Annotated in this window: 9 protein-coding genes, 1 tRNA gene and 6 pseudogenes; 8 read left to right on the top strand and 8 right to left on the bottom strand. The window is 38.0% G+C overall.

Annotated elements, in window-relative coordinates; all coding sequences use genetic code 11:
- Window positions 1–2: 2 nt before the first annotated feature.
- The 3 genes from ACFIKU_RS01910 to rpoH all read left to right on the top strand — a co-directional run bounded on the left by ACFIKU_RS01910 (window position 3) and on the right by rpoH (window position 3,499).
- Window positions 3–1,433, top strand: a complete 1,431-nt coding sequence (locus tag ACFIKU_RS01910; protein ID WP_375641901.1) for an aldehyde dehydrogenase family protein — start codon at window positions 3–5, stop codon at window positions 1,431–1,433.
- Window positions 1,434–1,462: 29 nt separating this feature from the next.
- Window positions 1,463–2,467, top strand: coding sequence for an RluA family pseudouridine synthase (locus ACFIKU_RS01905; protein WP_375641900.1), 1,005 nt, complete (start codon window positions 1,463–1,465; stop codon window positions 2,465–2,467).
- A gap of 147 nt (window positions 2,468–2,614) precedes the next feature.
- Window positions 2,615–3,499 (top strand): RNA polymerase sigma factor RpoH, encoded by an 885-nt coding sequence (gene rpoH / locus ACFIKU_RS01900; RefSeq protein ID WP_273724190.1) that lies wholly within the window; start codon window positions 2,615–2,617, stop codon window positions 3,497–3,499.
- Window positions 3,500–3,702: 203 nt separating this feature from the next.
- On the opposite strand, the gene ACFIKU_RS01895 is transcribed toward rpoH, so the two are convergent.
- The 3 genes from ACFIKU_RS01895 to ACFIKU_RS01885 form a co-directional block, all read right to left on the bottom strand.
- Window positions 3,703–5,124, bottom strand: a complete 1,422-nt coding sequence (locus ACFIKU_RS01895) for a hypothetical protein (protein ID WP_375656511.1) — start codon at window positions 5,122–5,124, stop codon at window positions 3,703–3,705.
- 237 nt (window positions 5,125–5,361) lie between these two features.
- Window positions 5,362–6,651: an adenylosuccinate synthase gene (locus ACFIKU_RS01890; protein ID WP_375656510.1), complete on the bottom strand. Its 1,290-nt coding sequence runs from the start codon at window positions 6,649–6,651 to the stop codon at window positions 5,362–5,364.
- A 383-nt stretch (window positions 6,652–7,034) separates the two neighbouring features.
- Window positions 7,035–8,198 carry a phosphoserine transaminase gene (locus ACFIKU_RS01885; protein ID WP_375656509.1) on the bottom strand — a complete coding sequence of 388 codons (1,164 nt, stop codon included), beginning with the start codon at window positions 8,196–8,198 and terminating at the stop codon, window positions 7,035–7,037.
- Between the two features lie 379 nt (window positions 8,199–8,577).
- Here ACFIKU_RS01885 and ACFIKU_RS01880 point away from each other — a divergent pair.
- Window positions 8,578–8,653, top strand: a tRNA-Phe gene (locus ACFIKU_RS01880).
- Window positions 8,654–8,753: 100 nt separating this feature from the next.
- Here the strand turns inward: ACFIKU_RS01880 and ACFIKU_RS01875 are convergent.
- The 5 genes and pseudogenes from ACFIKU_RS01875 to ACFIKU_RS01855 form a co-directional block, all read right to left on the bottom strand.
- On the bottom strand, window positions 8,754–8,957 hold the full coding sequence (locus ACFIKU_RS01875; protein WP_375656508.1) for a helix-turn-helix transcriptional regulator: 204 nt from the start codon (window positions 8,955–8,957) through the stop codon (window positions 8,754–8,756).
- A gap of 72 nt (window positions 8,958–9,029) precedes the next feature.
- Window positions 9,030–9,652: pseudogene (locus tag ACFIKU_RS01870) on the bottom strand (lambda exonuclease family protein).
- A gap of 1 nt (window position 9,653) precedes the next feature.
- Window positions 9,654–10,407: pseudogene (locus ACFIKU_RS01865) on the bottom strand (ERF family protein).
- 73 nt (window positions 10,408–10,480) lie between these two features.
- Window positions 10,481–11,033: pseudogene (locus tag ACFIKU_RS01860) on the bottom strand (hypothetical protein).
- 15 nt (window positions 11,034–11,048) lie between these two features.
- A pseudogene (locus ACFIKU_RS01855) lies at window positions 11,049–11,366 on the bottom strand (phage antirepressor KilAC domain-containing protein); the annotation flags it as partial.
- 34 nt (window positions 11,367–11,400) lie between these two features.
- On the opposite strand from ACFIKU_RS01855, the pseudogene ACFIKU_RS01850 reads away from it, so the two are divergent.
- The 4 genes and pseudogenes from ACFIKU_RS01850 (at window position 11,401) to ACFIKU_RS01835 (ending at window position 13,611) form a co-directional block, all read left to right on the top strand.
- Window positions 11,401–11,877: pseudogene (locus ACFIKU_RS01850) on the top strand (hypothetical protein).
- Window positions 11,878–12,575: 698 nt separating this feature from the next.
- Window positions 12,576–12,941: a hypothetical protein gene (locus tag ACFIKU_RS01845; protein ID WP_375656507.1), complete on the top strand. Its 366-nt coding sequence runs from the start codon at window positions 12,576–12,578 to the stop codon at window positions 12,939–12,941.
- Window positions 12,942–13,047: 106 nt separating this feature from the next.
- Window positions 13,048–13,254, top strand: coding sequence for a hypothetical protein (locus ACFIKU_RS01840; protein ID WP_375656506.1), 207 nt, complete (start codon window positions 13,048–13,050; stop codon window positions 13,252–13,254).
- A gap of 80 nt (window positions 13,255–13,334) precedes the next feature.
- A pseudogene (locus ACFIKU_RS01835) lies at window positions 13,335–13,611 on the top strand (hypothetical protein).
- Window positions 13,612–13,722 lie beyond the last annotated feature (111 nt).

The raw sequence follows: 13,722 nt of genomic DNA, 5'->3' as shown, positions 1-13,722 counted from the left end.
TTATGTTTAATAAACGGAAATTTTATATCAATGGTCTATGGGATAACCCAAGCACTCCTCACGATTTTGACGTTATTAATCCATCAACAGAAGAGGCTTGTGCTGTCATTAGCCTTGGAAGTACAAAAGATGCCGATAAAGCGATTAACGCGGCTAAAGAAGCATTTCAAAAATGGAAAACAACGTCACCAAGTGAGCGTCTTGGATTTGTTGAAAAAATTCTAGAGATCTACGAAAAACGTTCTAAAGACATGGCAAAAACCATTTCAATGGAAATGGGAGCACCGATTGATATGGCGCTTAATGCCCAAACTGCAACCGGCAGTTCCCATATTCGCAATTTTATCGAAGCTTATAAAGAATTTTCATTCCAAGAAACTTTAATAAAGGGAAATGAGCAAGCAATCCTTCACTACGATCCTATCGGCGTGGTAGGATTAATTACGCCATGGAATTGGCCTATGAATCAAGTAACTCTTAAAGTTATCCCTGCTCTCTTGGCTGGCTGTACCATGGTGTTAAAGCCCTCTGAAATTGCGCCTCTTTCTGCTATGCTTTTTGCTGAATTTTTAGATGAAGCCGCGCTCCCTGCCGGTGTTTTTAATTTAATCAATGGTGATGGTGCAACTGTCGGCTCTTACCTCTCAGCACATCCAGATCTAGAAATGATTAGCTTTACTGGTTCAACTAGAGCAGGAAAAGATATTTCTAAAAATGCTAGCGCTACTTTAAAAAGAGTCTGTCTGGAACTTGGGGGAAAAGGAGCGAATATTATCTTTGCTGATGCAGACACAGATGCTATTCAACGTGGCGTGCGACATTGCTTTTATAATAGTGGACAAAGTTGTAATGCACCAACTCGTATGCTTGTGGAACAGAGCATCTATGACAAAGCCGTACAAATAGCCAAAGATATTGCAGAAACAACAAAAGTAGGACCAAACTGCCAAGAAGGAAATCATATTGGACCCGTCGTTTCAAAAAAACAATATGACAAAATTCAAGATCTTATCCAATCGGGAATTGATGAAGGTGCAACTCTTGTTGCAGGCGGGACTGGTTTACCAAAAGGAATGGAACGCGGTTATTATGTCCGTCCAACAGTCTTTGCTGATGTAAAACCTCATATGCGTATTTTTAAAGAAGAAATCTTTGGTCCAGTTCTCTCGATTCTTTCTTTTAGCACAGAAGAAGAAGCCGTCGCTTTAGCGAATGACACTGAGTATGGTCTTACAAACTATATTCAATCGCAAGATCGCAACAAATGTCGTCGTATTGCGGCACAAGTACGCTCTGGTATGGTAGAAGTTAATGGACGTGGGTTACCCTGTGGAAGCTACTTTGGAGGTGTAAAGTTTTCTGGGCGCGCCCGTGAAGGAGGACATTGGGGAATTAAAGAATTTCTCGATAGTAAAGCAATTTCGTACTGGTAAAATCTTATTAAAAACTTAATAGGAATCGTATGGTAATACAGAAAATAACGGATGAAGGTGCTCTTGGGCAACGTCTTGATCAGTGGCTCGCAAAACAATATCATAATGTGTTATCACGTTCGCGTTTGCAAACCCTCATCCGTGAAGGCTATCTTAAAATTGATAGTCAATTCATAAAGGAACCAAAAACAAAATTAAAACCTAACCAAATAATTGAATTGGCAATGCCTGACCTTCGTGATGCAGAACCTAGTGCTGAAGCTATTGCATTGGACATTCTTTTTGAAGATGATCATATCATTGTTATTAACAAACCAGCTGGTCTTGTTGTTCATCCTGGCAATGGCAATTGGACCGGTACGTTGGTCAATGCCCTTATTTACCACTGTGGTAATAGTTTATCTGGTATAGGTGGTGTTAAACGCCCTGGCATTGTCCATCGTCTCGACAAAAATACAAGTGGTGTTATGGTTGTTGCAAAAAATGATTTGGCTCATAAAAGCCTCAGTGCTCAATTTTCTGATCATGGACGTACCTGTGCATTAGACCGACGCTACCATGCCTTGATTTGGGGGACACCTCACCGCAATGTTTGGACAATTGATGCATCACTTGGCCGTTCGCCCCATAACCGAACCAAGCAAGCTGTTATCCATAACCAAAACCCTTATGCTCGTCATGCTGTTACACATTTTTCTTTGCTAGAAAAATATGACTCTCATGCAGATTCAACATCTTTTGCTAGCCTTCTGGAATGTCGCTTGGAAACTGGACGCACCCATCAAATCCGTGTTCATATGGCTCATATTGGGCATCCACTCATAGGCGATACAGTTTATGGAAACGCTTTTAAAACAAAATCAAACACATTTAACCCCACTATTAGAAATGCAATCGATCAATTCAACCGACAGGCACTCCATGCTGCAAGTCTTACTTTTGAACATCCTTCTACCGGTAAAGTTATGTCATTTTCCGCACCACTGCCTCAAGATATGGCTAAACTTATTAAGCTTTTTAAAAAAATGAATTGAAACTTTTCTCCTTCTCAAGATTTCAAGAATAAAATATCTTTTTTTGAACAAAATTAAAAAATATGCTAAAGTGAATGTACATGGATATTACTATCTAAAACATAGAATTTGCCTTATCAGGGAATTCAGACAAAAGGAGGGTGCTATATGGCCCATATGAATTTGTTATCAGTAATGACAGGTGATGGTGGTTTGAACCGTTACCTGGAAGAGGTGCGTCGTTTTCCGATGCTTGAGCCAAAAGAAGAATATATGCTCGCTCAACGTTACCGTGAGCATAATGATCTAAAAGCTGCGCATAGGCTAGTAACTAGCCATTTGCGTCTCGTAGCTAAAATCGCGATGGGATATCGGGGCTACGGGCTTCCCATTGGGGAAGTCATTTCGGAAGGCAATGTTGGACTCATGCAAGCTGTTAAACGTTTCGAACCAGAACGGGGTTTTCGTCTTGCAACTTATGCAATATGGTGGATTAAAGCGTCAATCCAAGAATATGTATTGCGGTCTTGGAGTTTGGTTAAAATGGGGACAACAGCCAATCAAAAGCGCTTATTTTTCAATCTTCGTAAATTAAAAAGTAAACTTCAAGCACTTGATAGTGGCGATCTCAATGCAGAACAAGTGAAAGAAATTGCAACCCAGTTGAATGTCACAGAAGATGAAGTTGTATCAATGAATCGTAGACTTGGTGGTGACACTTCACTCAACGCACCGATTCGGACAAAAGAAGGTGAAAACAGCGAGTTACAAGATTGGCTGGTGGATGAATCTAACGATCAAGAACAAATTTTAATTGAAAAAAGTGAATTAGAAAATCGACGTTCCATGCTCATAAATGCTATGGACAATCTTAATGAACGCGAAAAACGTATATTCAAAGCGCGTCGTTTAAAAGATGTACCACTAACCCTAGAAGAACTCTCTGGTGAATTTAATATTAGTCGAGAAAGAGTAAGACAAATTGAAATGCGTGCATTTGAAAAAGTGCAAAACTCTATCAAAGATTCTACTTTATTTCAAAATCAAGTGTAAAACCTTAGAGTTAAGTATAAAGCCAATGGTTTGCACATTCTTTAAATGTGAAAATGAGAAAAAGCATATCTTGGCTTTATACCTGTAAATTAGCTTATCGAATTCTTTGAGTTATCGATATGTGAAGCTTTAATGAATGGATCTGGTATGTAATTGATAAAAACGGCCGTAGAAAATTCTCCACAGCCATTTATTTTTTGCATCTATGTTTCATTCTTTTGACCAAGAACTGTTAACTTATCTTGTCGTGCCAGCCATTGCCCAATAACTTCATTAAAAATAGACTTACCTGTTGGTCCTTTTGCAAAGGTTAATTCACTTATACGCCCGTTTTTATCCGTTAACACCAAACGCATCCAATCTAATTCTCGTATCAATTGTAAATTTCGATCAAGAAATGGATGACTACTACTCAATGCGACAAGAAAAAAATCATCGTTAATCTTTGCAGCAATGGTTCTTGTTAAAGCCTGTCCAATGGATTGTTCACTTGCTTTAAAGGTTAATGCTTGAACATTGCTTATAGCTTTACCTGAAAATTTATCAGAAAGAATAAAAATAAGGTCCATAATATATGCAGCAGGAAATGACCGATCGGTATTGCGACGTAAAATTAACCGTAATGATACCCCTTCATCGGGAATTGTTATATCACCTTGTATGGCTGTTTCTTCTGGAGCCCCCTTCACATAAGACTCCTTTATAAGCGTCCAGCGAACACTTCCGGTTGCTATCTTTTCTGCATCATAATTTGTACGTGCTTGATAAAAAACAGCTTCACCTAATTTATCAAGCGATTGCAAATTGCTGGAAACAACTGTTGAGACTCCTTCTTCTTCCGAAGAATCTGTCGCTTGTTTTAAACCGACATCAATTTCACTCCCATCCTCTAATAAACGTTGTGTTAACTTTCTCTTAACTGAAAGTGCCTTTGGTACTGCATGAGAAACTTGAAGATTTTCTCCTAACACCTGATGATCATTTGATACAAATACACGCTCACCAATAAAAAAAACACCAACAGTTAAAACAGCAAAACTAACAACAGAAACAGCACTTATCACAATACGCCTTTGCACCAATGATTTATTAGCACGACGTAAAGCCTGAGAAAAAATATGCGAAACAATATGCGGATTATCTTCTTGCGACGAAGAAATCTTTAACGCACAGCTACTAACATGCTGAGAAGGCACATCAGCCTCTATATTAACAAGCTCTGCATCTGGTATATCTGATACACCAAGCTCATCAAATACCTTGCTATCCTTTGAACGTGTAACAAAATCCTGCTTTCTTTTGATGTCTACCTCTGAAAATTCATTATTCTTTGGTAATATAGTTTTTTTCGTATATTTTTTATCTTCATTTATATTTGTGGGATTCCACCCAATAACTGAAGAAAGCAATTTCTTTTCAACTGCTAAATATTCCCCTTCAACAGTTGCAATAGAGCTTTGAAGAATCTTTCTTTGTTCATCCGCTATTGCTTGTGGTATTTTTGCTGTTACAAATTGATGTTCTAGTGTCTCGGTAGCCCGTTTATAAATCCGCTTACGCACTTGTGGTGTAACATTATTTTGTGCATTAATTGTCTTTTTTAAGATTCCAACGAAATCTACCATTTCCTTTATAATCTCTCTTAAACTGAGAAAAAAATAACAATAAAGCCAAAAAACTTTATTTTAGCCTTCTAAATTGACTGCCATTTAATATCGGTACAACTATCGCAATAATGTAAAATGAATATGAAAAATAAACAATGCTATTTCGCACCTTTCTCTCACGTGCTCCTAAAAACTTTTTTTGTAAAAAGATACAAAAACGAACAAAGAACATATATAGAAATCTAAAAATAATAATCAATTAACAAAGGGATCCGTAATAAGAATAGTATCTTCACGCTCTGGACTTGTGGATAATAAAGCCACTTTTGTGTTAACCAGTTCTTCAATATAGCGTATATATTTAACAGCCTGTATTGGTAAATCTTCCCACCTCAATGCATGGGCTGTTTTTTCCTTCCAACCTTCTAATGTTGCATAAACAGGCTTCACCCGATCCTGAGCTCCCATGGAAGAAGGTAAATAATCAATCCTTTTACCATCAAGCTCATAACCAATACAAATTTTTATTTCATCCAAACCATCTAAAACATCAAGTTTTGTCAATGCTATACCTTGAACACCGCAAATTGTTACCATCTGACGGACTAAGACAGCATCAAACCAACCACATCGACGCTTTCGGCCCGTTACAACACCAAATTCATGCCCACGTACTCCCAGAAATTCACCAATATCATTTATCTGCTCTGTAGGAAAAGGCCCTTCTCCAACACGTGTGGTATACGCTTTTGCAATACCCAAAACATAATGAATTGCACTAGGTCCCATCCCTGAACCCGTACATGCCTGCCCAGCAACTGTATTCGATGATGTTACGTAAGGATAAGTTCCAAAATCATTATCGAGTAAAGCACCTTGCGCACCTTCAAAAAGAATGTGTTTCCCTCCTCGATAACCTTCATCTAAAAGACGCCACGTACAATCCATAAAAGGCAAAATTTTATCCGCAACTTGCATCAATTCGTCATAAAGCGCTTGAGAATCAATCTCTGCAACACCCATCCCACGACGCAAAGCATTATGATGCCTCAAAAGCCGCTCAATCTTAGCCATAAGTGTATCTTTTTCTGCTAAATCCATCACTCGGATAGCACGACGTCCCACCTTATCTTCATAAGCCGGTCCAATACCACGCTTTGTTGTACCAATCTTTAAACCAGATAAACCGCTTTCTCGAATTGCATCAAGATCACGATGCAAAGAAAGAATCAAAGGAGCATTTTCAGCAATACGTAAAATTTCTGGTGTAATTTTTACGCCTTGATCACGTAGCTTTTTTAACTCTTCTACAAAATGATGAGGATCAACTACAACACCATTCCCAATAATTGATAACTTCCCACGCACTAAACCAGACGGTAAAAGTGATAATTTATAACTAACTCCATCAACAACCAATGTGTGGCCAGCATTGTGCCCCCCCTGATATCTCACCACGATATCTGCTCGCTCAGACAACCAATCTACAATTTTACCTTTGCCTTCATCACCCCATTGTGTACCGACAACAACTACATTGGCCATAACTTTCTCCGTCGTGTTTGGTCAAAAAAACCAGCATTCAAAAACAAACACTTCTTTATAACGAAACCTTAGAGCAAGTGCGACTCCTCATTTCAGATTTTCCTCAATCTTCAAGTGATGAAATTTTCAAATTTATGATCATAAAGATAAGCAAATACCAAAATATTTTAAATCTGTCATTTTTGCTACAAAAAGTAAAAAATTAGAGATTTTAATTTATGCGTATCCAACACCTGACAGAGCATTCATTCTCCCTCTTAATCTTGTACAATTCATGTAATATTTAGAGGCTGTTTGTCTGATACAAGAATACGAAAGATTATCATAATCTCTCGTATCCTTTTTTTGTTTAAAAACACGTTGTGAACATCACAAGTAATTATTTAAAGCTGTGCTTTTTCAACTTGGAACGCCCACTCAAGCCATTGTGTTAAAATTTCAAGATCGGAAGCCTCAATTGTTATACCCGCCCAAATTCGAAGCCCAGGAGGAGCATCGCGATACGAACCAATATCATAAGCAACCCCTTCCTCATCAAGACGTTTCACAACCGCTTTTATAAAAGATACTCGCTTTTCCATATCCAAAGCAGTAATCACTGGATCCACGATATCTAAACAAATAGCGGTGTTAGAACGCACTTCAGGGTCTTTTGCCAAATATTCTAACCATGGTGTTTTGCGAACAAATGCATCAAGTATAGAAAAGTTTTTCTCAACCCGTGCTCTTAATGCCGCTGCACCTCCTAGAGATTTTGCCCACTTCAACCCATCAAGAAAATCCTCAACACAAAGCATAGAAGGTGTATTGATTATCTTTCCTTTAAAAATATCTTCGTTCAATTTTCCATTTTTTGTCATATAGAAAAGTTGAGGCATAGGCCAAGCTGGAACATGATTCTCAAGCCTCTCAACAGCACGAGGACTTAAAATCACCATACCATGCGCAGCCTCACCTCCCAAAACTTTCTGCCATGAAAAAGTAACAACATCTAATTTTGAAAAATCAAGATATTGCGCAAAAGCTGCAGATGTTGCATCACAAATGGTCAATCCAGCCCGCTTATGCGGAATGAAATCCGCATTAGGAATACGCACACCAGAAGTTGTCCCATTCCATGTAAAAACAACATCACGATCAAAGTCAAGTTGTGTTAAATCTGGTATTTCACCATAGGGAGCTTCAAAACGACGCACATCAGAAAGCTTTAATTGCTCGACAACATCTTTATTCCACCCAAATCCAAAACTTTCCCACGCCGCCATATCAATGCCACGCTCACCTAATAGAGACCATAGAGCAGCCTCAACAGCACCAGTATCTGAACCTGGCATAATTCCTATACGATGATCAGAAGGAACCTCGAGAATTTCACGGGTTAAATTAACAACTTCAGCCAGCTTTAATTCTGCTTCTCTAGATCTATGTGAACGCCCAACTAATGCATTTTTAAGAACATCAAGAGTCCAACCAGGCCGTTTGCTACAAGGACCTGAAGAAAAATTAGTATTATTGGGACGACTGCTTGGTTTTTGTAACATTATCATTATTTCTCCCCTTTTGGATGTTTTTCTTCCTTTATAAAGATTAGTCAATAATCTTTTTAGAAAAAGTCAAAAATGTTGTCTATTATTTCGTATGCTTAAAATTCACGAAAACTTTATAAAAAATCTTTCTTAATTATGCTTCTCGATTGATTCTTTTGATTTTTTTTCGTATCATCACCACGATAAGATAGCATTCTAATAACAATACACTAAAGTGTCCAATATACCTATCAAATTTATTTTATGATAAAGATTTATTGATAACGCTCTAGAATAGGGAGATAAACTTATTAAAAAATCAATTATTTTTCTTTTGATGACTGGACAGAGAAAATTTTAATGTTATAACCGCAAGCGCTTTATATTTTTTATGAAGCATGCCCAGATAGCTCAGTTGGTAGAGCAGCGGACTGAAAATCCGCGTGTCCGTGGTTCGAATCCGCGTCTGGGCACCACTTTTTGTTTTTAATGCATTGAAATATATAGATTTTTTTCTTCCAATAGCCATCTTCAGACCACCTTTTAGACCACCTTCTATAGTTTATATAATTTTACCTAATTTGTTCTTATTTGCTCCTTATTTTTCTTTGGAGTGAAGGCTAAGATCTCTTTTTTTCTCCATCTCACTGCTCTACCTAGCTTATATGGCTCCGGCCCCCCCCCCTGAAGCACCCAATTGCGAATCGTTGTTGTGGATACACTAAAAAGCTGTGCACACTCACGTGTCGTTACATACCTATCGCCATCATCAAATATCATCTCATTACCTTTCTCTTTTTTATATTAATTAAATGGGTGGGGGTGCTGGGAGGAGAGAGCACCCCCATAGGTTTAAGCGGCTTTTGCTAAAATCTTTTGCATCTCTTGTTCTATTTCCCCTAAAAAGATTTCGACCGCTTTATTAATCTCTTCAATGTATTGCTCATCACGGTTGACGCGTTTGATTTTCATTCTCAAACTAGTAGATTCGCCTACAAAATTTGGATTGTAGCTCATGAAATGACACCATTTCGCCCCGTGCATGCCATTTGGAATTGCATCTGTACGATATATTCAGGCTTGATTTCGTCATACATAAAAAAACGAAGATGAGTCGTTGATTGTGGACATTTGACTTCGATTAAACCGTCCTCTCCAATGAACCCATCAGGACTTGCACCAGCCATTTTCATTTTTGGGTGTGGGATAAAACCGCATCTTGTGACTTCTGTGTCATAAATGAATTCATATTCTCTTAAGGCATTCTCTTCATGTTCAATGCCCCATTGCATAGCCGCTGTTGTATAAGATTGGCTTATTTCACTTGTTAAGCGTTCTGTCATGAGTTTGATTTTGTAGTCTTCATATTTGCTGGTAGGCAAACCTTTTGCTGTCTTACTGAGTATGTTGTAAACGTTTGAAGCAGTGACTTTACCCAAGCGCGCTTGAAACCATTCTGCTGTTCTTTGTTTCATCTCACACCGCCGTTTGTTGCTCTTGTGGTGTGAGCGATTGTAGAGCTTTTTCTTTTTGAATATTTTTTCTTCTTTCCAAATACCCCAAAACCAATATAGAGAAGACTACTTTCATTTGTCCCTGTTTCTTTAATTAATTCTCCGATTTACTTTATCTGTTTAGAGGAGACTTTTTGATTATTTGTATCGCCTTCTTTGGATTGCGTTTGACCATCTGTATCATCCTCTTTGCTTGCGACATTAAGAAGCATGCCTAAGAGATATCTGCGTGCGTAGGTGAGAGTAGAACCAACCGCTTGTATGTTGTTTTTGCTCCCTGTAGCGTCAAAAGGAAATGTTCCTTGTGTTGATATTTCATTGCCTGATATATGCTTTAAAGTCATTTCTACGGTTACGTTGTCTGAACTCTGCTCTTTGATACGATAGAACAAGGCAAAGTGATATTTTGCAAGAGGTTCTTTGATTGAATCAATATATTTATCAAGCGTTGTATAGAGGCTTTTAGTATGTGTATTAATGGCGTTTTGTTCGATATCTTTGTATTCCATTTGCATAGCAGAAAGATCACGGACAAAGTTTTGACGCTCTTGTCGTTTTATCTCTTGTTCTCGCAATTCAAGAAGATGCTCGAGACGATCCATATCGACATCATTTTCTAAAGCTCTTTCTAAAATAAGCTCCATAGCTGTAGGTTTGATTTCACAATCGTTCGTTTTTTCCACTAATTCCGTTTGTGTGGTACTTAGTTCACTCATCTTTATTTCCTCCTATTTGAGCGCAATTCCCCGTGGCGTGAATCACGCTTGTGTTTAAAAATTATTTGTGTGGTTAGAAACGGCTTATGTAGCTTGGATAGATTGTTGAATATTCACTTTTGGAGATGATTGAAGTTTCTCCACGAATTTCAAAATTACCAGAAATATCTATATTATCGAATAACATATACTTTATCTTGAATTCTAATATCTCCAGAAATGTGTGCATTTTCACATATAACGGCTTTTCCATAAACACGAGCATTATCACAAACAAGACCATAAACATGTGCATTGTCATAAATTTGTGCATTGCCGAAGATTTGCGCATTGTATTCAACACCAGCATCACTACAAACCTTGGTATTATCATAAACCTTGGCATTATCTCTAATTATCGATTTTTCAAATATCTGTGCATTATCAAATACCTTAGCGTTATCACAAACCACGGCATCATGCCAAACCCAACAGTCGCCCCCATGACTTAAGTTGTCTTCTTTTGCTATAAAGCCGCCTAGGTCACCTTTTTTAATATTTCTAAAGTCTCGTAAGGCGCGAATGCGGTAAAGAGTTTTTCCGAAAAAATCAGCTGTCTCATTAGTCAGTTCGTATTTCTTCTTTATCATAATAGCCTCCTCTTAATGCATGGTTTGTCTTTTAAGCTCTTGAGACAGCACACCAATGCCTTTTGCTGTGATTTTTGCGCAAGGAATGACCTTTTCTATTCCACTTGCGGTTTGAAGTGTGATGGTTGGACAATCCATAAGTTTCTTTTGGATTTTGTCTTGATAAGGAAGCAAATTTCCACCTGCTGCACGTCTATAAATCCAACCTTTTTGCTGTAAGAAGAGAATGAACTGTTTTGGTTGCATCTCGAGTATTTTAGCGGTTTCTGTAAGACTAAACAGTCCGTTGTGACGTTGTAAGCTTTCAAGAGCAGCTGCTTTTGGTTTAAGGGTACTCACTTCACTTTTTAAAGTCTCTAATTGTGTGACGCTTTCTAAAAGCAGTTTTTTCACAAAGAGAGGGTTTTCTAACGCGTTTGCAAGGTCTAAAGGTTTCTTTGCACGCCGTTTTGAAGGCGGTGGGATGCGTTATTTACGCTTTAAACGGTGGCTTATGGAGATAAAGAGGTCCGTTGATGAAATTGATGCCGTGTATTTTGAGAAGTACGCCAGCATGGAGGTATAGACGCGTCGCATGTTTATGGCGGGCTTTCTAGCAACCTTAACAGCGTGGTGTGAACATCATCAGATACCATATGAAGGCATTCCTGTTGGCACAATTAAGAAGGCAACAACAAGAAAAAGCAATGTCTCAAAAGAAGAAATGATTAAGGCAGTGTGTGCAAAAGGACATGTGCCTAAAGACGACAACGCAGCAGATGCTTTGGCAATTTTATATTTAATGAAAGAAGGGGAACTCATGTCCAGTAAATTACCGTGGACGAGGCCTATGTGCAGATAGATGGATTCTTGATCTTGCTTGTTTATCTCCCATTGAATGCAATGTTTATATAAAGTTGCGTTTGCAAATGCTTTATACTGGAAAGCCGCTTTTAAATAACACGAAGGTCTGGGCTAATTACACTGGCTATTCAGTAAAAATGTTTATGAAAGCGTTAGACGTTTTAATAAACACAGGTCATATTGAACGTTTAGACGATGGCTGTTTATGGAGTTTAAAAGTTGAAGAAGAACTTAACAACTCTAATGAGAGTTTAGAGAAGGTATCAAAGACATCTGGGTCAAAGAAGTGATCAGAAAGAGCACAAAAAGTAGCACAGGCAAAATGGGAAAAGCAGAAAAATGATGTTTTTGGTATGCTTAACGATGCTAAGCATCATGCTAACGCCATTGAAAATCCTGATAAAAACGATGCTAAAGCAATGCTTAATGATGCCGTTATATATTTATATATAAATATATAACATAAACAATAACAGTTATAATAAAAAAAACTAATACTATCGTGTTAGCAAAAAAAAAGAAACTGATTTTGAAGATTTAGAAACAAACGAACTGATTGACAAACCAACAGAGGTTCGTGATTGCGAAAGCCACCCAGAGCAAATCGCAACGGGTGTAGAAAACCAACCTCCCATTCATGAGCAAGAAAATATTTTGAAAAAAGCAAAATGAGCGAAAGCTAATCGGAGCTGTCGATTGCCTGAGAATTTTGAATCCGATTACGACTTCGCAATTGATAAAGGCTTAACCTATGATGAGGCGCTGTTAGATTTCGAACGGTTCACAAATTACTGGATAGCAAATCCAAGTAAAAATGCAAACAAACGAGATTGGCAAAGAACTTGGTACAATTGCGTCACAAGCCCTATCGGAATGCTCGCCAAGAAATTAGAAAAGGAAAAACAGGCAGGTGGAAACAATGGAAACTTTTCAAAAAATCAAAAAATTCTGGTGGCACTGGAGAGACAATCCGTAACCTTATCAGTGAAGCAGGATTTAGTGAATCCACTTCAAAACATTGCCGATCAAATGGTGCAATGCGTAACAAGGGATTGTCCATAGATCTTGATCAGTGGCGTGAAATTGACACCAGCACTAGAGGAACAAGCTTTCGGAATTTTATCAGACAGTCCAAAACTTACTTTCCTTGAAAGCATCTGTTAAAGACATGGCAAAGGCTCTTGATGTGCTTGGTGAAGAACAACATAACAGTAGCAATTCAAAAGCGACTTACAACAGCAAAATGGTAAAATTTGCTGATTGTTTTGAGATTAGACATGCGTTTGAATTAACAGAAAAGTACCGTACAGAGCGATTTAAAGATTTTACAATAAACCATATTGACATTAAAACGCTTCTGTACGGTCCATTTTGAGGCAAATAAACCCATTGGTAAAGTTATGGATTTAGATAAAAAATCTTAAACCAGATGTTTTAAAAAAACGTAAACAGCTCATGCAAAAAAGTGGATTGCAACGGCTGTTGATTATGCCCCATGGGAGACGAAGCAGAGGAGTACTTTTACAACCTCTACGAATATGAAGACGGAACAAGAGAATGTGAAAAATTTGATGGTGGTCAGTATTCCACCGTACCCAAAAAGGCAGATTTTAGCACCAAAGCGCAGGTAAAAGCATGGGGTTATGGAGGAGCTGTTCCGAAAAGCGTTCTCAATTACGAGCCTCTTATAGATGAGACCAACAAAAGCCAAAAACTACCGAAAACAGTTTAATTGTATGAATTAGGAGCTTTAATCACATGCTTATACCATTTGGCAAAACCTTACGTAAAATTCGTATTGATCGGACAGAACGTTTATTAGATATGGCTAATAAATTAGGCG

This window comes from Bartonella sp. CM120XJJH, from assembly GCF_042194715.1.
Lineage (GTDB): Bacteria > Pseudomonadota > Alphaproteobacteria > Rhizobiales > Rhizobiaceae > Bartonella.
The sequence above is the reverse complement of the archived record's forward strand: the minus strand, read 5'-3'. Positions and strand labels throughout refer to the sequence as shown.